We start from the raw sequence: 19,867 nt of genomic DNA on the forward strand, positions 1-19,867 counted from the left end.
GGTCAGCTCCTCCGGAAGGCCGCGCGCAGCACGGCGACGAATTGGCTCCACCGCGACAGCGGCGGCGGCGATGGTTGGTTGTGCGGCAGAGACGGCACTTCGATGCGCGGCGGCGACGGCTGCGGCGATGCGATCACCACCGGCGCTTCGGCCAGCGCCGCCTTCCAGCTCGCCAGCCACGCCTTGCGTTCGGCGAGCCCGATGGTGCCGCCGTTGAGACGGCGGGTGACGCCGACGATGTCATCGGCTTGCGCGAACGGCAGACAGCCGCAGGCGACGAAGTCAGCGACGCCGCACAAGAGGAAGTAGCGCGGATCGATCAGCAGGTCGGGATCGTTCACCAGGTCGAGGCCGGTGAGCGCGGCGAGCCGCGCGTAGCCCTCGCGCCCAGTGGTCTGCGCCGCGCCGCGGCCGCGATAGCTCCAGCCGTCGTCGGAGCCGGCGCGATTGCCCATCCGGCCGTTATAGACCTTGTTGGCGAGCGCCCGCGGATCGTGGGCATAAGGCGCGGCGCTTGCCAGCGTCGGAAACCGCGACGGCCATACCTGCATCATCCGCGCCGCGGTGTAGTCGAGATTTTCGACCACCTCCTGCCCGGCCCCGCATTCGTGGCTGAGCTGCGCCATCACATGCGCAGCAATCGTGGACGTGGTGATGCCAAAGCGGACAAATACGCTCTCCGACGCCGCCGCGGTACCGACAATCAGTCCCGCCACGCGCCGATCGCCCCGCGGCCACAATCGCCGCAGCAAGAATTCGTCGATTTTCATGGTCGTCCTCGTGCTGTCGAAACGACCGTCATTGCGAGCGAAGCGAAGCAATCCAGTTTCGAGCACGAACCGTCTGGATTGCTTCGTCGCTTCGCTCCTCGCAATGACGCGGAGTTGAGATGTCGCGTAACTACCCAATCGCGCCGCGCGAGCCGAGCAGTGCCGCCGGCTCGGCGTACATCTGGAACAGCGCGACGTTGACCGAGGCCGCGGTGCTGCCGTTGTTCATCCACAGATGCGGAGTGAGGAATTGCGTGGCGATCGGCAGATCGCTGGTGACGACGCCGGTCGCGACATCGCCGGAGTTCAGCCGCTCGACGCGGTAGCGGATCTCACCGCCGTTCGGCTCTGCGGATAGTAACAACTCATACAGATCCTGCCCGCCGGTGGTCGGGAAACCGGCGCCGAGACTGGTCTTGGTCGCTGCACCGCTGCCATCGTTCGTAAGCAGCGACAGCGTGGTATCGCCGGAATCGAAACCAACGCCGATCAGGTTGAGCAGCGTGCTCGGAGCGACGTTGCCGATCGGGCTCGCCGAACCATACAGCCCGGCGAACAGCCGGCAATTGGTCTGAAACCATTCGATGCCGAACCGCATCAGCAGGTAGAAGCCGCCGAGGCTCGCAGCATTGCCGCGCCACAGCGTCAACGCCGATCCGCTCACCCCGGCCGAAGCGCCGCTGCTCGCGGCGGAGACGAGATCGAGCCGCGGCGACGATAGGAACAGATTGCCGGCCGACGGGCTCACCGCTGTCGCGGTGCCGGTGAGCGTGGCGCCGAGACCGACCATATCGAGCGTGGTACTGCCCGGCCGCGGCGACCATTGCAGCGGCTGACGGCGCCGCGCGTCCTTCAGGTCGAGCCGGCCGTGCAGCGCCGACCATCCGCGCAGGCTCGCGTAGTAATTCGCCGCATCCGGCGTCAGCTTGACGACGAAGTCGTCGCTGCCAAGCAGGCCGAGCAGCGCCCGCGAATTCCAGTTGTCCTGCAGGATCAGCCCGGCGTCTTTCGCGGCGGCGCTCTTGTTGATGGTCACGCGCATATGGCCGCTGCCGGGCGTGACGTCGTCATTCGACAGCAGCACGTTGTCGGACTTCACCGACAAGCGCCGACCGGAATCCGCCGTGGTGTTGACGCCGAGCAGCGGCAGGTTCTGAAACGCTGCCAGCGCGTTCACCCACGCCGCGCCGCTCCACGCTAAAAGGGTCTGCGTCGACAGATCATAGGCGAGCCAACCCGGGTTCGGTGCGAAGAACCGCCAGTCGCCGTCGTAGTAAGCGGCGACCTGTCCGCTTTTGCCGGCCCAGGCGCCGCTGGCGCTGGCCGCCACGATCCAGCGCTGCCCCTCGCCCGGCGACGACGGCGGCACGCTCAGCACCGACGACAGCACCGCGAGCTGCACCAGGCCGTCGAGGCTGAACAGTGCCTCGTTGTGAGTGACGTGCTTCTGCGCCTGGCTCGCCTCGATCAGCGGCAGGCCGAGATTGGCAGTGGTCATGATCAATCCTCACAGCGCGAAGATGGCGGTGGCGGCAAAACCCGGGCCGACGGTGGCGGACAGCTGCGCGACGCGGAGCGTGAGCGAGGCTTGCGCCGCGCCGAAGTCGGCGCGCTCGTCGGCGGCCGCATACAGCGCCTGCGGCACGGTTGTTTGCATGGTCCGCACCACCGCGCCGCCGCTGCCGAGGATGTCGACCGCATAGGCTTCGCTGTCTTCGCCGAGCGGCACCTCGACGCCCCAGCCGTCGCCGTCGATCCGGGTGCGGCGGATCCAGCCGATGCGAATGCCATCGGCAGTGCGGCGTGCAGACAGATGCACCGGCGCCAGCGGCCGTAGCGCGGTCAGCCCCGGCGTCACCGTCAGGTCGACCGCACTGGCATCGTCATGGCTGCGCCCGCTTGCTACGACGCGCAGGCGCAGGCTGCGGCCGAGCGCCGACAGCCCGCGCGCGATCGGCACCAGATGGGTGTCGAGCAGCACGAACCGGGCGCCGGCCGGGACCAGATCGCGCATCGCGCTGTCGCTGCCGGCCTGACCGCGCAGCAGATGCGACAGCCGATAAGTGTTGCCGTCGATCAGTTCGGCATTGGCGAATTGCAGGATCTCCCAGCCGCCATCGGGGGTCTGCACCGCCGCCGCGTTGCCGCCGGCCAGCACCCGCAGCTCCGACAGCGACGCCAGCGCGCCGCCGGCGATCTGGACGCGGAACGTGGTGACGCGGTCCCACAGCGCCAGCCGCCCGCGCGGCAGCGGATCAAGCGTGGTGCCGATGATGCTCCGCGCCGCCGCGCTGGCCAGCGGCTGATAGCTCGCACCATCGGCCGAGACGTAGATCGCCTCCGCCACAGGCCACGGATTGGCGAACACCGCGAGCCGCGTCAGCACGTCCGGCGCCGCGGCATCGATCACCGGCAGATCGAGCGCGATCACTTCAGCGGGGCCGAGCGCGGCCGGGATCGTCACCGCGGCCGGCGGCGGTGACCGCTGCGGCAGCGCGAATACGTCGGGATCGATGCTGCGCGCCGTCACCTGCCGCGTACTGGTGTCGACCAGTTCGTCGATCTCGAACAGCCGGCGCCGCCCGGCGAGCGTCAGCGCCACCACATCGCCGGGCGCGAGCCGCAGATGCCGCAGGCCGAGCGCGAAGCTGGCGCGCTCGCGGCCGGCCCACAGATCCTGCAGCACGATCTCGGCGCGCCGCGCCGCCGCCGCATCGTTGGTGACGACCGCGAGATCGGCCTTCACCATCCGCGCCGCACCGCCGACCAGCCGCCGCGAGCTAGCGGCGGCGCGGCGATAATCGGCCAGCGCATCGCTGTAGGCGATCGCGGTTTCGCGCGGCAGCTCGGTCTCCTGCGCCCGCGTCAGCCGCCACGGCGCGCCCTTGTCGGGCAGCACCAGGTCGTCCTCGTTCAGTTCGATCACCGGCGCCGCGCCGCGCTGCACGAAGCGCAGCACGCCGCCGGCAGCAAGCGCATCGAAGCTGTAGGCCAGCGCCAGCGGCTCGATCATCGCGCGCGGTGACATCGGCCGGTCGACCACATAGCCGTCGCAACCTTCGCGCAGATCGCGGCTATCGACGCCGCCGACGCCGGCATCGGCCAGCAGCGCGGCAATCAGCGCATCGAGCGGCGCGCCGCCAAGCCGGCCGGTCAGCCAGTGCCCGCTGGTCCAGTTCGGCGCATCGCTCCACACCTCATCGGCGGCGGGAAACACCGGATAAGGCCGCGCGTCCCAGGTCCACAGATGGATCGCCGACAGATCGATCATCCGCCCGCCATACAGCGGCGACACCGGATTGCGGGCCTCGGCGCTGAACGCCGTGATCAGGCATTCGAGATAGCGGCGCTGGATCAGATCGTCACGCTCGCCGCTGGAGAAATACGGCGCGAAATTCTCGCTCGATTTCGGATCGGGAAACACGCTCGGCTGATTGGCGCCCTTGTCGACTGCCGGGCAGCCGACCTCGGTCAGCCACACCGGCTTGCTCATCGGTACCCAGCCGGTCGGCGATGCCAGCTCGGCGCCGCCGACCCGCTCGTGATGCGGCTGCGACCAGAAACTGCGGATGTCCTTGACGCGATAGATCCACGGCTTGCCGCGCCCGTCGCTGATCGGCACCCGCGCCTGCGCCGTGCGGGCCGCCGCGTCCGGGTAGTACCAATCGTAGCCCTCCCCGGCTTCGACATTGCCGGCAAGATAAGCGCGATCGTAGGTGGTGGCGGCGAGCGCCGAGTCGAGATGGCCGGCATCGTCGCGCCAGTCGGCCAGCGGCGCGTAGTAATCGATCCCGATAGCGCCGATCGCCGGCGAGGCCCACAGCGGATCGAGTGGAAACCGCACCTCGGACGCGTCCGGCGTGACCACGTCGGCGCCGTATTCGGTCCAATCGGCCCCATAAGTGACCAGCGTGCCGCCGCCAACGATCGCCTTGACGTCGGCGGCGAGCGCGACGAGCTGCTGCACCGCCGGGTACACGCCGGGCGCCGAGCGCACCCGCGTCAGCGAGCGCAGCTCCGAGCCGATCAGGAATGCATCGACACCGCCGGCATTGGCGCAGAGCTGCGCGTAGTGCAGGATCATCCGGCGATAATTCCACGTGCCGCCGGCGAAGAACTGCGCCACCTGCGCGGCGGCCGTCGCGGTGCCTTGCGGTGAGCCCGGCACGCCGGGCGCCGGATCGCAACTGATGCGGCCACGCCAGGGATAAGGCGGCTGCGGCGCCGCGCCGGTCCATGGATTGGCAAGGCCGTTGCCGGCCGGCACGTCCATCACCACGAACGGATAGAACGTGATCTTCAGCCCGCGCGCTTTCAGTTCGCCGATCAGATGCACCACGGTGTCGTCGGACGGCGTGCCGCCATAGGCGGGCCGTCCATTCACCTGCGAGATCAGCCGTGCGCTGGCGCGGGTTGCGCCGGCCACCGACCAGGAGCCCTGATCGAGCCTCTTGTCGCGGCGCTCGACGCCGGGCTCGACCGTGCAGGCCTGCGCGCGCAGATCGGTGCCGAACCACGCCACCACCAGCGCGACGCGCTGCAGCCCGGGGCAGACGCCCTGCAGATCGTCGAGCGAGGCGAGCACGTCGGACGGCGCATAGGCGACGTGGCGGTTCTCCGGCGCGGCGCTGCCGGCGCCGAGCACCTGCACCCGCGTCGCCGGCTCGTAGCCGAATTCGGTGGTGCCGGGGATCAGCGTCACCGCGCGGGTGATCTGTTCGAGCTCGCCGATCGGCCGCACGATCTCGAACGACAATTGCGGAATCCGGTTGCCGAAATCGGCGAGCGGCAGCCGCTCGAACACGACGTAAGCGAGCCCGCGATACGCCGGCGTGTTGCCGGCGCCTTCCTTGGCGACGATCAGCCCGTCGGGTGCCTGATCCTCGGTGCCGCGATGAACGCGAATGTTGATGCCCGACAGATCGAGCGGCTTGCCGTCGCCCCAGATCCGCGCCACCCGGCCGATCGGTCCTTCGCACAGCCCGACCGCGAAATTGGCGAAGTAACTGTAAGTCGTGGTGGTGGTCGTGGTCTGCCCGCCCCCGCCGCCGCCAAAGCCCTTACCGCCGCCTCCGCCGCCGGTGGTGCTCTGCTCGACGCTGATCACCTCCTCGAGCGCGGTCGCCCAGATCACCTGGCCGGCGAGCCGGGCACGGCCATAGACCCGCGGGATCGGCGCGCCTTCGGTCGAGGCCATCACGTCGAGATCGGCGAGCCGCGGCCCTTCGACCGCGCGCGACCTATCGCTGCTGCCGCCGAACAGCGACTGATCCAGCGCATTGCCGATCAGCGCGCCCGCGATCCGCCCGGCAATCGCGCCGACAGGACCAAACAGCGCGCCGGCCGCCGCGCCGGCGACGGAAAGAACGAGAGCTGCCATGGGAGCAAGCCTTCGGCGATTGATAAGCGCCACGGCGCAGGCCAACGCAAAACGCCCGGGCGGAGACTTCCGGCCCGGGCGTCAACAACTTTGCATCAGATGCGGGTGCGCGTGGATGAATGGTCTGTCCGGACAACTAAAGCGTCACGGCCTCGACGTCACCGCAGGGGCTCTGCGATCGTTCACCGCGTCGCGGCCGACAGGCCGAACCGGCGCGTCAGCCGGAAGCCGTCGCGGATGCTGAGGCCGATCAGCGTCAGGTTGATCGCACCGGCGATCAGCTCCACCGCCTGCACCACCGTGAAGATCTGGTCGAACTGACCGGCGGCGGCACGCTGCTGCAGCAGGATCGCGCACGGCACCAGCACGGCGATGCCGTTGAGGGCGATGAACGGCATCCGCCAGCGCTTGGCCGCGACGACCGGATGCGGCGACTTGCCGCCGAGCTTGAAGCCGCTGGCGCCGGCGAGCGCGATCGCCGGGATCAACACCGCGAGGCCCCACAGGATGCGAAGCTTCACCGCGGCAATCGCCGCCTCGTCGCCGCCGAGTTCGAGCACGACGGTCGAAGTCCAGAACGCCAGAATGGTGAGAAACGCGATGATGCCCGCGATCGGGTGCAGCTTCCTGATCATTTACGCACTCCTGTCACTGAATTGCTCGTCGAGCCGTTCGCGCAGCGTGATCAGCGCTTCGCGGGTCTTGCGCAGCTGGCGCGGATCGGCGCCGGCGATCATCGCGTCGGCGACCGGCGCCCATAGCTCGCTCGCCTGCTTGAACACCCGCTCGCCGCGCGGCGTCAGCAGCACCAGCTTGGCGCGCTTGTGCGCGGGGTTCGGCGCAAAGCCGACCAGCCCCGCTTCAGCCAGCTCATCGACGATCCGCTGCACCGACTGCCGGGCGAGGCCCATGTTGTCGGCCAGCCGCGCCACCGAAAACGTGCCGCGGCCGTGCGCGACCGAACCCAGCACCTGCCAGCGCGCGCTGGTCAGCCCGAGCGGCTTCACCAGCGCGTCGCCGAACCTGATCAGCGCGCCGTTGAGCCGGAAGACTTCCAGCACGAGGGCGTTGGCGGGATGGTCGAACGGGGCGTCACTAGCTTGCGTCATGACAGCATCCTGTCATTTTGACAGCTTACTGTCAATTGCCCGAGCGCCCTGCTCGGCCGGACGCGACGGAAGTTCAATGCCGGCGGCGTTGACGCCGTGCACGGCATTTGCATCGTACCCGGCTTGGGCGAGGCGGCCGGCAGGATCAGGCGATGGAATTTCTAGCGAGCGTAGTCGTGGCGATCGTCGCCTATGGGGCGGTGTATTTCATCGGCAAGCCGGTGGTGGCGTTGCAGGCCAAGCGGATCGAAGTGCTCGACGTCGCCGAGCGCTACTCCGGCGTCGAGGCCGGCGCGCCCGAAGAGACCCGCGATGCCGCGGTCAAGGCGCTGTTCGAAGCCGGCACCTCGCTGCGCGCCTATGAGCGCGGCTGGTCGACCGCGGTGCGGCTGTGGTGCTGGGTGTGGGGCTACGATCTCGATCTCGCCGCCCAGGCGCTGTACGGCCTCGCCGAAGGCCCGCGCGCCAAGATGGTGATCCCGCCGGAGGCCCGCCGCAACACGCTCAACGCGCTGTACGTCGCCCTCGGCGCCGCCAAGCATTTGCCGCCCGAGACGGTCGACGCCATCAAGCGGATGATCGTCGAGACCAAGGCCGCCCGCGCCAAGGCCTGAATTTCGTCGTCCAGGCGCTTAGTCCGCTTGGTCGATCGATCGAAGCGGAATTGCCCCTTGTCGAGGGCACTGAGTCCTCATCCTGAGGAGCCCGGCAAAGCCGGGCGTCTCGAAGGATGAGGCCACGCGTGACTCTCGGCGCATGGTTCGAGACGGCGCTTTGCGCCTCCTCACCATGAGGTCGTGCCTGTTGTTGCACGCGAAACACGGTCGCATGCCAATTAAGGACAGACGCAGCCCTCTTTCGAGGCGCGCGCGCCGTCACTCCGACGCGATGAAGCGCAGCGTGCCGGCGCGGCGGGTCGGCTGGCCGGTGTCGTTGGTGTGATTGACGCCGTCCATCACCGGCACTTCGGTGAAATCGAACGGGCTGACGCCATCGAGGCAGGCGACGTTGACGGCGTAGAGGTTCGTATTGGATCGCCGCTGATGATGGGTGTAGATGCCGCAGCGTGAGCAGAAGAAGTGCTGCGCCGTGCGGGTGTGGAAGCGATAGGTCGTCAGCACCTCCTCGCCCTGCAGGATCTTGATCCCGCCCATCTCCGCCATCGCCACGACCCCGCCGCGCATCCGGCAATACGAACAGGTACAGCGCCGGATCGAGTCGAAGCCGTCGCTCAGCGTCACCTCGAAGCGCACCGCGCCGCAGTGGCACCCGCCGGTCCGCACGTTGCTGTCGTGATCCATCCCGCAGGCCTCCAGGTTGGTCCGTTCGAAACTCGGCCGGACCTGACCAGACAGCCTCTGCGTCGTCAACGCAGCGGATCTGCAACGCCGGGAAACGTGAACGCATAGGCGAGCCGGCGCCGCCACCACGGCGTGATCGCAACCTCGCACACCGCCGCGCCATCGTGGGCGTGGATCATCGTCGTCGCCGAACTTGCAATCGCGGCGTGCTTGGCGACGCAGCCGTCGCGCCAGCGGAACAGCAGCACGTCGCCGCGATCGAACGCATCGCACGGCACCGGCACGAGATGGCGCAGCGCGGCCGCCGCCAGCGTCTCATCGCCGCCGGCTTCGGCCCAATCCGGCGCGTAAGGCGGCGGCGCTTCCGGCTCCGCGCCGAGACAGGCGCGCCACACCCCGCGCACCAAGCCGAGGCAATCGCAGCCGACGCCCTTCACCGAAGCCTGATGCCGATAGCTGGTGCCGATCCAGCTGCGTGCCTCGGCGACCAGCGCGTCGCGACCCAGTGGCTGATCCATGGCGTTCTCGCTCGAACGGATGAGGGACTATGCCGGCGGTCAGACGTCGCCGCGCAGCACCGGGCCGATCGGCGCGCCAGTGTTGCCGGGTGCGCCCGGCACCGGATAGCTGACGACGAAATCGTTGCCGGGGATCTGCGGGAAGCCGCGGAAATTATCGCTGTTGCCGAAGCGGTCGCGGCAGGTCGCAAACAGCTTGTCGCAGCCGGCGGTGACGACGAAGCTGTCGCCGGGCGCGATCGGCTCGGCCATCGCCTGCCACAGCGACAGCCGCACCTCACCGCCGACGATGCGATGCTGCTTGATCTCGACCGCTGCGCCGGCATTGGCGCCGCTGCGCCAGCTCAGCCGGCCGGCGCTGAACAGGCCGGGCGCAAAGCCGTCGAGCCCGGAGACCGTCAGGGTCGAGGTGCCGGGCGCCGCGATGACAAGCCCCTCGCCGCGCCGCGCCGAACTGCTCAGATCGACGCGGCAGCGCGCGTCGCCAAGATCGGCGCTGCACGCCGCGGTGTAGAGCAGGCCGGTCTCCTGCGACAACAGATCGGCGAGCCCGCGCAGTTCCGCCGTGAAGGCCGCGCCCTCGCGCCGCACTTCGCCGAGCGTGCCGCGCGCGATCAACACTCGCAGCTCGGGCGCGCTCCAATCCACCAGCCAGCTCTCGATCGCCGCCGCATCGTAGCGCCCGGCGGCCAAATCCGCCTCGCGCAGCAGTGTGTCATCGAGCGCACCGGAAATCTCCGCGCCATCGACCGACAGATCGAACCGCTGCGACGCCTCAGACGCCGAGAACCCGGTGCCGGCGCGGCAGTTCACGCCCTCGATCGTGAGGTCGCGATCATGATCGGTAAACCCCAGCACAGCACCATCCCGCCGCCGCACGATCCAACACTGCGCCAGCGTGGTCACGCCGGCATCGAGCTTGGCCTGCAAGGCAGACGGAATGGTGAGCATGGGGGACCTGTCCTGGAGCGCGAATAGCGCGCCGCTTGAATCACAGATGACTCGTAAGCTGGCAGCGACCGGTTGAGGTCGACGCGAGATCGCTCCGCATCATCGGCGCCTTGGCCCTGCGGTCCCGGCTAGCCGTTCTGCTTCCGGATCGCGGCCGCAATTTCGTCGATGGCTGGCCGTGCGTGCTTGAAGAACTTCTTCAGTCCGCTGCACAGATAGTTGAGCCCCGGCTCGCCTGACGGCGTGCGCAGAAGGCGATTTCCAGGACATTCTCCCCAGCAGTCCCGCAAATACTCGCAGGCGCGACAGTCGTCCGGCAGCATCTCCGACTTGGCGTAGCCGAATGCCACCTGGCGCTCAGAGAACACCATCTCAGCCAATGGCGTCTCGCTCAGATTGCCGAGCAGATATTGGGGATACACATAGTGGTCGCAGGCATAGACGCCGCCATCGTGCTCCAGCGCCACCCCCTTGCCGCAGAATTGATGATAGATGCAGATCTGCGCGGGCAGCCCGAGATGCTGAGCGACCAGCGTTTCAAAATGATTCACCAGCACCCTGCCGAGATCCCGCCGTCGCCACTCATCGAATACGCGTGACAGGAAATAGCCGTACCGATCGGGATCGACCGACCAGTCGGTGACGATCGATTCCGGATGATCGGGCTTCGACCGCGCGCTTCCAATGATCGGCATATGCCCGGTGTCGTAGACATCCGGCGCATCGGTCTCGAAACCCCTCGCCTGTACGATCGGAATGAACTGGATGTAGGTCGAATCCAGCTCCTGGCGGAGAAAGCGATAGACATCCAGCGGGCGCTCGGCATTGAAGCGATGGACGCAGGTGAGCGTATTGAACGGCACCCCTGCCTTCCGCAACACCGTCGCCGCAGCCATGACCTTGTCGAATGTCGGCGCGCCTCCCTTGTTCACCCGGTAGCGATCATGCAGCTCGCGCGGACCATCGATGCTGAGTCCGACCAGGAACCGGTGCTCCTTCAAAAACCCGGCCCAAGCGGCATCGAGCAGAATTCCGTTCGTCTGAAGATCATTTTCGATACGCTGACCGGGCCTCGCGTATCGTCTTTGCAGCTCGACGACCTTCTTGAAGAACTCCAAGCCGAGCAGCGTCGGCTCACCGCCCTGCCAGGAGAACACCACCTCCAGCCCCGTATTCGCCTCGATATACTGCCGAACGAACAGCTCCAGAGTCCGGTCCGTCATCCTCCCGGTACCCGGCCCTCCTGGGAGCATCTGCTTACTTAGATAGAAACAATATCTGCAGTCGAGGTTGCAGGACGAGCCCGCAGGCTTGGCCATGACGTGAAATCGGCGTTGAACGCCAACCTGCGATAACTGCCGTTTGTCGGGCACGAGCAGCACTCACTCGGAATTGGTGACCTGGTACTGATCCCTCAGTCGCATACCATTATTACACGAAACCCGACACAATATCGCAATTGACGAGCCTCAACGATTTGCACGCCGATTAGCTGCATCCTTATCATATTTCGTAGTGCGATCCTGCAACGCAGTGCAACTTCACTCCAGATTGATTGCACGACAGATGGTTAGCACGACCACACAATCATGGTGCATGACCTCTCCTTATGACTCGCTGGAGAACGGTTCGTGCCGACCAGTGATCGCACCTCGCCTCATCGCCGGTCGCGCGCCACCCCAAACGCGATCCCATCCTCTGCCCAGCCAGATCATCGTACTTCACTCCGCAACGCTCGTTCCGCGCGCCGCCCCCTCACGGGCGGGTCGCCGCAGCCGAATGCACACCGGATCACAATCGGGAGTGTCAGATGAACAGCGAAGACAAGCACCAGCGCGTGCCCAATGGCGCCATTGATCGTCGGAATCTCCTGCTGGGGACATCAACCCTGGTCGCTGCGGCGGCACTAACGACCGGTGCGTTCGCACAGGCCGCTAAGAAATCTCCCGCCATCGCCAGCGGAGCCGCCAGCTCCAAACCGAACATCCTGTTCATCATGGGCGACGACATCGGCTGGTTCAACATCAGCGCCTACAACATGGGGATCATGGGCTATCGCACGCCCAACATCGACCGGATCGGCCGAGAAGGCGCCACCTTCACCGACTGGTATGGGCAGCAGAGTTGCACGGCGGGACGCGCCGCGTTCATCACCGGGCAATCACCCATTCGCACCGGGCTGACCAAGGTCGGCCTGCCCGGTGCCGAGCTCGGGCTTGGTCCGCTCGATCCGAGCGTCGCGGACGTGATGAAGTCGTACGGTTATGCCACCGGGCAGTTCGGCAAGAACCACCTCGGCGACCGCAACGAGCATCTACCCACCGTCCACGGCTTCGATGAGTTCTTCGGCAATCTCTATCACCTCAACGCCGAGGAGGAGCCGGAGAACCCGGACTATCCGAAGGATCCGCGTTTCCGCGCCAAGTTCGGGCCGCGCGGGGTCTTGAAGTGCAAGGCAAGTGACCGCGACGACCCGACGGTCGATCCGACCTACGGCCGCGTCGGCAAGCAGGTGATCGAGAACACCGGCCCGATGGACACCAAGCGCATGGAGACCGTCGACGCGGAGTTTCTCTCCGCGGCCAAGGACTTCATCAGCCGGCAGCACAAGGCTCAAACACCGTGGTTCTGTTACTTCAACACCACGCGGATGCACGTCTTCACGCATCTGAAAAAGGAATCGCAAGGCAAGACCGGGCTCGGACTATATCCGGACGGGATGGTCGAGACCGATGGCCATGTCGGCGAACTGCTGCAACTGCTGGACGACCTCGGAGCCGTCGACAACACCATCGTGGTCTATACGACCGACAACGGCGCCGAGGTGTTCACGTGGCCGGACGGCGGCACGACGCCGTTCCGGGGCGAGAAAGCGACCAATTGGGAAGGTGCCTTCCGGGTGCCCTGCCTGATCCGCTGGCCGGGCGTGATCAATCCCGGCACGATCGTCAACGATATTTGCGCGCATGAGGACTTCATCCCGACCTTTGCGGCCGCGACCGGCGACACCGGCATCGTGGATCGTCTCAAGCAAGGCACGACCCTGAACGGCAAGCCGTTCAAGGTGCATCTCGACGGGATCAACCTGCTGCCGTTCTTCAAGAATGAAGTGAAACAGTCACCGCGCGAGGGCTTCCTGTATTGGAGCGACGACGGCGAACTGATGGCGATCCGAATCCGAAATTGGAAATTCGCTTTCCTGGAGCAGAACACCGAGGTTTCGCCGCAAACGCCCGCCGGCGTTTGGCAGGGCCAGTTCACCAAGCTTCGCGCCCCCAACATCTACAATTTGCGGGCCGATCCATTCGAAAGAGCCACCGCCAGCCTGAACTACGGCGACTGGATGGATCACCGCATGTTCCTGATCATCCCGGCGCAGGCCCTGGTGGCGCATTGGGCTGAGAGCTTCAAAGAGTTTCCGCCGCGGGCCAAGGCCGCGAGCTTCACGATCAGCGACGTGATGGAGAAGATCACGACGGCGAGACCGAACGAGAATTGAGGCACCGGAGAACGGCCATGATCACCCGACGCAGCCTGCTCGCTCTCTCGGCCGCCGTCTTCGGCTCGCCCGTCGTCGGCTTCGCGGCCGACGCCTCCGATCCGTTGCCGTCATGGACGAACGGGACGGCGAAACAGGCGATCCTCGCCTTCGTCGCGCGCGTGACGACGGAGCAAGGTGCGGATTTCGTGCCGACAGCCGAGCGGATCGCCACCTTCGACAATGATGGCACGCTGTGGGCCGAGCAGCCCTATTACTTCCAACTCGCCTTTGCGTTCGATCGCATCAAGGCGATGGCTCCGCAGCATCCGGAATGGAAAGATCACGAGCCGTTCGAGGCGCTGCTTCAAAACGACAAGGCGGCATTCGCATCATCGGGCGAAACTGGCCTGCTCGAGGTCGTCGCGGCAACTCATGCGGGGATGACGACGGACGAGTTCACCGATGCGGTGCGTGATTGGATGGCAACCGCACGGCACCCGCGCTTCGGGCGGCCCTACAACCAACTGACCTACCAGCCGATGCTGGAGCTACTGGTATATCTGCGTGCGAACGGCTTCAAGACCTTCATCGTGTCGGGCGGCGGTGTCGAATTCATGCGGCCGTGGGTGGAGAAAGCCTACGGCATACCGCCCGAGCAGGTGGTCGGCTCGTCCGGCGTCGTCAAATTCGAGACTGATGCCACCGGCAAGCCGCGTTTGATCAAGCTCACCAAGGTCGAATTCGTCGACGACGGCCCCGGCAAGCCGGTTGGCATCAACCGGTTCATCGGGCGCCGGCCGATCTTCGCATTCGGCAATTCGGACGGCGACCTCGAAATGCTGCAATGGACCGTCGCCGGCGCTGGCCCGCGGTTTGCGGGACTCGTCCATCACACCGATGCCGAACGGGAATATGCCTACGATCGCCAGTCCAAGATCGGCAAGCTCGACAAGGCGCTCGATGCGGCGGCCGCGGGTGGCTGGACGGTCGTCGACATGAAGAACGACTGGAGCCGGATCTTTACGGAATGACGCCCGCGCCGATCGCCCCGGGGCCGGCGATCCGGGGTGGTCTCCGCGCAATTGTCCGGCGCCGGTTTTGGCGCAGACGTGACAACGGTCAGAGGCTGACCAAGACACATCGGAACGTGGCATGTCGCAATATTCGCACCGTATCATCGGCGGATTGGCAGCCGTAGCGCTGCTGGCCCTCCAAGGCCCGCAAGCAGCATCGGCCGACGAAGGGGGCATCAGCTTCTGGGTCCCTGGCTTCTTCGGCAGCCTTGCAGCCGCACCGGGCACGCCAGGCTGGTCCTGGATCTCAATCTACTATCACACCGATGTCAGCGCAGGCGCCGGCATGCAGTTTCCCCGGGGCGGACGGGTCGACGTCGGGCTCTCCGGTAAGGGCGACCTCGGCCTGTACGGCCCGAGCTACGTGTTCGCGACTCCGGTTCTCGGTGGCCAATTGTCCGCGACCCTGCTCGGCGTTGCGGGCCGCAACCAGGCGACGGCTGAAGCGTCGCTGAGCGATTTCTCCGGCCGCACCATCGCGCTCGGCCGGACGCAGGATCTCACCTCCTACGGCGACGTGATTCCGCAGATCGCACTGAAATGGAACGTGGGCGTCAATAACTTCATGGTGTACGGCACCGGCGACATTCCGGTCGGCGACTACGACCGGCACCGCCTTGCCAATCTCGGCATCGGCCACGGCGCGATCGACTTCGGCGTCGGCTACACCTATTTCAATCCGCTCGCCGGCAACGAATTCTCGGCGGTCGCGGGTGCGACCTACAACTTCAAGAACACATCGGCGAACTACCAGAACGGCGTCGACTTTCACGTCGACTGGGGCGCGTCGCACTTCCTCACCAAACAATTCCAGCTCGGACTCGTCGGCTATTACTTCCAGCAAATCAGCGACGATTCCGGTGCGCCGGCGTTGCTTGGCGGGTTTCGGTCGCGTGTCGCCGGCGTCGGACCGCAGCTCGGCATCCTGTTTCCGGTCGGCGACATGCAGGGTTATCTGAACCTGAAGGGGTACAAGGAGTTCGCCGCGCAGAACCGGCCGGAAGGCTGGAACGCCTGGCTGTCGTTCGTCGTATCGCCCGCACCACCGCAGCCGGCAGCCGCGGGGCCGATGCCGCGAAAGCCTTGAAGCAACGGCTGAGGCTCGAACCGCGGCCTCCGGGAGAGTCCACTCACACCATGATCTCGACCAGCGGGAGATTCGGAATCGCGCCGGTATCGAGCTTGGCCTGCAAGGCCGAGAGGATGGTGAGCTTGGGGAACCTGCGTGCGACTCTGACGATCCACGAGTGGGTCTCGGCCCGATCTGACACGGTGCCGACCGGGCGTTCATAACCTCACTCTGGTCGTTCAGACCAACTGGTGAGTTAGCTACTGTTCGCACAGAGCCAGCGGCGCACCGGCGGGCTCGTGCTTATTCGTCGCCCAGCTCTCGCGTGTCGAACACGAGTCGCGCATGATTGGAGCGCATCGAATCCCCGATGATGTCACAGCCTCTGCCGCGCCGAGGCGCCGCACCGGTCAAAACGACCAACTCACGCTTCGCGTCTCGATATCCGCGCACTTCGTAGGGCGCGGGCGCACAACCGTCTCGAAACGTGAACGCCGTTCCCTGATAATTTGAACCGCTACGAGTGCCACGGAACAACAACGTCCCCTGCACCACGGGCAGTGTTTGCTTCGGGACGTCATAGGCAATCTCGACCGATCCGTCTTTCCACTCGCGAATGAGCATCTGGGAATCGTTGTGAAGCGCTGAATCAACTCGGATCGGCTCCGGCCTGTTCTTTGGCTGCGCACGAAGGCGACGCTGGACCTCGAGATAAGCCTCGGGGTTCGAACCCGGCGGGGCATTGTCGAGAAGCGCCGTCCGCTCGTCGACCTGCGGGATGGAGAAACGTTCTCCGCAGGCGATGAACGTCCTGTTATCGGGCGAGAACCCGTGTTTTGTTCTGTCGGCACACACCATGATTTCCAACACGACCCGGTGTTGTGCATTGATGAAACGCGCCGGACATTTCGGGGTGCAGACCGCTGGTGCCTGCAGCAGCGATACCATCAACGATCGTCCATCCGGAGACGCAAACGGCCAATTGAAGATCGTCCCTTGCGTGGCACCGCGCGGCTTCCAGGGAATGAGGTCGATCTTGTCCTTCCAGTATTCGTTGAGAACGTAATCCCGCTTATTCACGAGCTCCGACCCGGAATCGTAGATCCTGTTGGCGGGCAATCCGCCGGCCTGCGCCTCCTGATCCTCGGCTTGCGGCAAATCCCGGATTTCCGACAGCGGTGCAAAATCGACCTTGCGGGTTCCAGCGTCCCATTTGAGGGGACGCTGACAAGCACGCATGTCCGCTGTCGACAGACCATCCGTGTTCTGCCCACAGAGCGCACCGCCAACGTTAAGCCAAACCCTGTTGGTGTCGCTGCTACGCTCCAACGTCACCCCAAAGGCCGCGTGTTCGAAAGCTTGGGTTGCGTGCCCATCGTTGGTTTCGACGAAGATGTGGACCCCTGCTCCGTGATTGGTGGAAAACAGCGTTGCCGATCCATCGCAGGCGAACGTAGCTTCGTCGATGGCCCAGAAAACAGGACCATCCGGGAAACGTCCCTGCTGAATGTCTGGACCCGATCGTGGCGTCCCACCCACGGAACGGCACATGTCCGACATTTCGCGGGACTGCGCCGCAACTTCGACCGGTGTCGAGCGGCAGTTCTCACACCGATGAGGTATCGCCGGAGCAGCTTCGTTCGCATCTGCGGCCACTGGCAGGAGAAGGCCGAAAATCAAAAATATGAATCGCTGCATGAAATTCTCAACGCCGCCATGAATGCCGACCGCGCGGGTCGCATGAAGGCGCTGAGGATCGGCACCGCCTGATTGCCACCGGGTAAATTCAGAGGTGTAAACTGTTCTGATCAGATCCGCGTGTCGCCCAACGATCATGCCGGTTTCAGCACGGATTAATGATCTAACTATCCGATTGCACCCAAGGGTAAGACAGACTCGCAGCTTCGGCTCAGTACACGTTCGAACTCACACCCTGATCTCGACCAACGGGATCTTCGGGATCGCGCCGGCGGCAAACGCCGAGAGATCGACTTCGAGGTAGTCGGTGTCGAACCGGACCGGGACATCGAACTGAAAGCCGGCGGTCACCGCTGCGCCGGACGGCGGCAGGTGGCCGGGCGCGAAAGTGACGATGCCGGTGGCCGGATCGCAGACGAAGCTGGCGGCCGCGGCTTCGACGCCACTGACTGCAACGCGGACGCTGCCGGCAACTGGCTTAGTGATCGTGCGCACATAGGGTGCGAAGCCGGCCCCGTAGGTCTTCACGAGTTGATAGCTGGCGCGCGTGCCGTCGCCGATGCCGATGCCCTGGTCGAGCGGCGACACCGCCGCGCCGGGCGCGGCGGAGCTGCAATCCAGCCGGTCGCGCCAGCGGAAGCCGGTAAGCGGCCCGCGGCGCTCTTCGAAGAATGCCACCACCTGCTGCAGCGCCTCGAAGGTCTTGACGCCGTAGCCGGCGTCGTAACGCCGCCGCGAGTCCGCCCAGCGTGCGTTGCGCTGCTCACGGCCCGAGCCGAAGCCGACGATCTCGGTGCGCCGCTCCGGCCCGCCGGCGCTCTTGAGCGCGACATCGAGCGGAAACAGGATTTCGTGGAATGGGGTCATGCGATGAGTCCTTCATCGTCATTGCGAACAGCACAGCGACGAAGCAATCCAGCTCAGTCCGCGCCGCTGGATTGTTTTGCCTTCGGCTCGCAATGACGCGGGGAAAGCTGTCAGCTACAAGCCCCGCTGCCCGCGCGCGACGGCGCGGGCGATCTGGCCGGTGAGATAAGTCTCGGAGCGGCGGAAGCTGTCGGCGTCGGGCGTGGCGATCTGGATGTTGACCGTGGTGGCGCCGCCGCTCGAGGCGACGCCGAGCCGGCCGTCGGCGCCGCGCGTCAGCGGTAGGATCGCCTCGGGACCGGCTTCGCCGGCGAGGCCAACGCCGCCGCCGAGCATCGGGAAGTAGGTCGGGGTGCCGATCACGCCGCCGGCCGCGAACGGCTTGATCGCGCCGTTGGCGTTCTTGAGCAGCGAGCCGCCGAACAGGCCCGAGAAAAAGCTGTCGAAGCCGGTCGCAAGGCTGGTGGTCAGCGGCTTTAGCGCCGCCTTCAGCGCCAGATCCGAGACTTTCAGCGCCAGCGACTTCAGCACGTCCTCGAACTGCTTGCCGCCGGTGACCGCTTGCGAGAACGCCGAGGTCATCGCCCGCGCAAAGCCCTTGGCTTCGCTGCTGAGCGCCTGGGTCTTGGTGGTGAGCTGGTCGACCTTTTGCGTGGTGTCGTCGACGCAAGCACAGTCACAGGTCTCGCCAGTGCCGCTGCCGGTCATCGCGTGGCTCCTGATTGATCCGGATAGCGCCGCATCAGTTCAGCAAACGCGGCGCGGCCGAGCGGCGGTGTCGCGCCGCCGCGCAGGCCGGCGATCGCGGCGGCGAGTTCGCGCGGCGTCATCCGCCAGAACTGATCGGGCGGCAGCCGCAGCACGCCGAGGCCGAACTGCATCGCTTCCGCCCACGGAAACGGCGTCACGCCGCCGCCTCGCCGAACGTCGCGGCCAATAGCTCGGCCGCGATGCTGGCGTAGCCGGCGGCACCGCCGCTCACCGTCATCGTGGCGACCTCGTCATCGCGCACCGCCTCGCCGGCGCCGCGGAGGCCCGCGGCGATGATCCGGACCAGATCGCGCGCCGACAGATGCCCGCTGCCGAAGCGCTGCGCCAGAGCGACCAGATCGGTGGCGGCGAACGCGGCTTCGAGTTCGGCGAGCGCGCCGAGCGTCAGCACCAGCGTGCGGGTCTGGCCGCCGAGTTCGGCTTCGATTTCACCGCGATGTTTGTTGGCCATGCTGTCCTCTCACAATGCGACGAAGCCGAGCGCGCCGGCGCTCTCCAGCGTCAGGTCGAAGGTGACTTCGCCGTTGTGCTCGCCGGCGAATTCGAGGCTGGCGATCTGGAACGGCCCGGTGATACTGCCGAAATCCGGCACCACCACCTGGCAGTCGCTGATCAGCCCGCTGAAGAATGCAGTTCGCACCAGCGCGTCGGAGCTTGAATCCTTGAACAGGCCGCGGCCGGAGATCGACGCGCGGCGGACGCCGGCGCCGGCCAGCAGCTCGCGCCAGCGGTCGGCGGATTCGGCGTGGGTGATATCGACCAGTTCGGCGTTGAACGCGATCTTGCGGCTGCGCAAGCCGGCAACGGTGACGTAGTTGGTGCCGTCGTGGATCTTGAGCAACAAGTCCTTGCCCTTTTGAGCGCCCATGCGCGGCTCCT

General features: G+C 66.0%; 20 protein-coding genes. 4 read left to right on the forward strand and 16 right to left on the reverse strand.

What is annotated here, in order from left to right; genetic code table 11:
- Nucleotides 1-2 precede the first annotated feature (2 nt).
- The 5 genes from DY467_RS06470 to DY467_RS06490 form a co-directional block, all read right to left on the reverse strand.
- A complete protein-coding gene (locus DY467_RS06470) occupies nt 3-770 on the reverse strand; it encodes a glycoside hydrolase family 19 protein (RefSeq protein ID WP_164634689.1) in 768 nt (255 codons plus the stop codon).
- Between the two features lie 130 nt (nt 771-900).
- Nucleotides 901-2,268: a DUF2793 domain-containing protein gene (locus tag DY467_RS06475; protein WP_164634691.1), complete on the reverse strand. Its 1,368-nt coding sequence runs from the start codon at nt 2,266-2,268 to the stop codon at nt 901-903.
- Between the two features lie 9 nt (nt 2,269-2,277).
- Nucleotides 2,278-6,150 carry a baseplate multidomain protein megatron gene (locus DY467_RS06480; RefSeq protein ID WP_164634693.1) on the reverse strand — a complete coding sequence of 1,291 codons (3,873 nt, stop codon included), beginning with the start codon at nt 6,148-6,150 and terminating at the stop codon, nt 2,278-2,280.
- A 182-nt stretch (nt 6,151-6,332) separates the two neighbouring features.
- The gene (locus DY467_RS06485) at nt 6,333-6,785 is read right to left on the reverse strand and encodes a hypothetical protein (protein WP_164634695.1); all 453 of its coding nucleotides are present in this window, start codon (nt 6,783-6,785) and stop codon (nt 6,333-6,335) included.
- A complete protein-coding gene (locus tag DY467_RS06490) occupies nt 6,786-7,259 on the reverse strand; it encodes a MarR family winged helix-turn-helix transcriptional regulator (RefSeq protein ID WP_164634697.1) in 474 nt (157 codons plus the stop codon).
- A gap of 152 nt (nt 7,260-7,411) precedes the next feature.
- Between DY467_RS06490 and DY467_RS06495 the strand changes: the two genes are divergently transcribed.
- A complete protein-coding gene (locus DY467_RS06495) occupies nt 7,412-7,873 on the forward strand; it encodes a hypothetical protein (RefSeq protein WP_164571909.1) in 462 nt (153 codons plus the stop codon).
- 261 nt (nt 7,874-8,134) lie between these two features.
- Here DY467_RS06495 and DY467_RS06500 read toward each other — a convergent pair whose 3' ends face one another.
- The 4 genes from DY467_RS06500 to DY467_RS06515 all read right to left on the reverse strand — a co-directional run bounded on the left by DY467_RS06500 (nt 8,135) and on the right by DY467_RS06515 (nt 11,348).
- Nucleotides 8,135-8,560, reverse strand: a complete 426-nt coding sequence (locus DY467_RS06500; protein WP_164634699.1) for a GFA family protein — start codon at nt 8,558-8,560, stop codon at nt 8,135-8,137.
- Between the two features lie 65 nt (nt 8,561-8,625).
- On the reverse strand, nt 8,626-9,078 hold the full coding sequence (locus DY467_RS06505; RefSeq protein WP_164634701.1) for an NlpC/P60 family protein: 453 nt from the start codon (nt 9,076-9,078) through the stop codon (nt 8,626-8,628).
- 39 nt (nt 9,079-9,117) lie between these two features.
- A complete protein-coding gene (locus DY467_RS06510; RefSeq protein WP_164634703.1) occupies nt 9,118-10,029 on the reverse strand; it encodes a phage/gene transfer agent baseplate hub protein in 912 nt (303 codons plus the stop codon).
- Nucleotides 10,030-10,157: 128 nt separating this feature from the next.
- On the reverse strand, nt 10,158-11,348 hold the full coding sequence (locus DY467_RS06515) for an anaerobic sulfatase maturase (RefSeq protein ID WP_164634705.1): 1,191 nt from the start codon (nt 11,346-11,348) through the stop codon (nt 10,158-10,160).
- A 491-nt stretch (nt 11,349-11,839) separates the two neighbouring features.
- Here DY467_RS06515 and DY467_RS06520 point away from each other — a divergent pair, with 491 nt between their 5' ends.
- The 3 genes from DY467_RS06520 to DY467_RS06530 all read left to right on the forward strand — a co-directional run bounded on the left by DY467_RS06520 (nt 11,840) and on the right by DY467_RS06530 (nt 15,670).
- Nucleotides 11,840-13,528 (forward strand): arylsulfatase, encoded by a 1,689-nt coding sequence (locus tag DY467_RS06520; protein ID WP_164634707.1) that lies wholly within the window; start codon nt 11,840-11,842, stop codon nt 13,526-13,528.
- A gap of 17 nt (nt 13,529-13,545) precedes the next feature.
- Nucleotides 13,546-14,541, forward strand: coding sequence for an HAD family hydrolase (locus DY467_RS06525; RefSeq protein WP_164634709.1), 996 nt, complete (start codon nt 13,546-13,548; stop codon nt 14,539-14,541).
- Between the two features lie 121 nt (nt 14,542-14,662).
- Nucleotides 14,663-15,670, forward strand: a complete 1,008-nt coding sequence (locus tag DY467_RS06530) for a SphA family protein (protein ID WP_164634711.1) — start codon at nt 14,663-14,665, stop codon at nt 15,668-15,670.
- 43 nt (nt 15,671-15,713) lie between these two features.
- Here the strand turns inward: DY467_RS06530 and DY467_RS06535 are convergent, their stop codons facing one another.
- The 7 genes from DY467_RS06535 to DY467_RS06565 all read right to left on the reverse strand — a co-directional run bounded on the left by DY467_RS06535 (nt 15,714) and on the right by DY467_RS06565 (nt 19,856).
- A complete protein-coding gene (locus DY467_RS06535; protein WP_164634714.1) occupies nt 15,714-15,854 on the reverse strand; it encodes a hypothetical protein in 141 nt (46 codons plus the stop codon).
- A 101-nt stretch (nt 15,855-15,955) separates the two neighbouring features.
- Nucleotides 15,956-17,488 (reverse strand): hypothetical protein, encoded by a 1,533-nt coding sequence (locus DY467_RS06540; protein ID WP_164634716.1) that lies wholly within the window; start codon nt 17,486-17,488, stop codon nt 15,956-15,958.
- 90 nt (nt 17,489-17,578) lie between these two features.
- The gene (locus tag DY467_RS06545) at nt 17,579-18,217 is read right to left on the reverse strand and encodes a TIGR02217 family protein (RefSeq protein ID WP_164634717.1); all 639 of its coding nucleotides are present in this window, start codon (nt 18,215-18,217) and stop codon (nt 17,579-17,581) included.
- 114 nt (nt 18,218-18,331) lie between these two features.
- Nucleotides 18,332-18,925 carry a phage tail tape measure protein gene (locus tag DY467_RS06550; protein WP_164634719.1) on the reverse strand — a complete coding sequence of 198 codons (594 nt, stop codon included), beginning with the start codon at nt 18,923-18,925 and terminating at the stop codon, nt 18,332-18,334.
- Nucleotides 18,922-19,125, reverse strand: coding sequence for a rcc01693 family protein (locus tag DY467_RS06555; protein ID WP_164634721.1), 204 nt, complete (start codon nt 19,123-19,125; stop codon nt 18,922-18,924). Before DY467_RS06555 ends, DY467_RS06550 begins: the two co-directional genes overlap by 4 nt.
- A complete protein-coding gene (locus DY467_RS06560; protein WP_164634723.1) occupies nt 19,122-19,439 on the reverse strand; it encodes a gene transfer agent family protein in 318 nt (105 codons plus the stop codon). The genes DY467_RS06555 and DY467_RS06560 overlap by 4 nt, the downstream gene beginning before the upstream one ends.
- A 9-nt stretch (nt 19,440-19,448) precedes the next feature.
- Nucleotides 19,449-19,856 (reverse strand): phage major tail protein, TP901-1 family, encoded by a 408-nt coding sequence (locus tag DY467_RS06565; protein WP_142882333.1) that lies wholly within the window; start codon nt 19,854-19,856, stop codon nt 19,449-19,451.
- Between the last annotated feature and the right edge of the window lie 11 nt (nt 19,857-19,867).

It is taken from the genome of Rhodopseudomonas sp. BR0G17, assembly GCF_010907025.1.
GTDB classification, from domain to species: Bacteria; Pseudomonadota; Alphaproteobacteria; order Rhizobiales; family Xanthobacteraceae; genus Rhodopseudomonas; species Rhodopseudomonas palustris_H.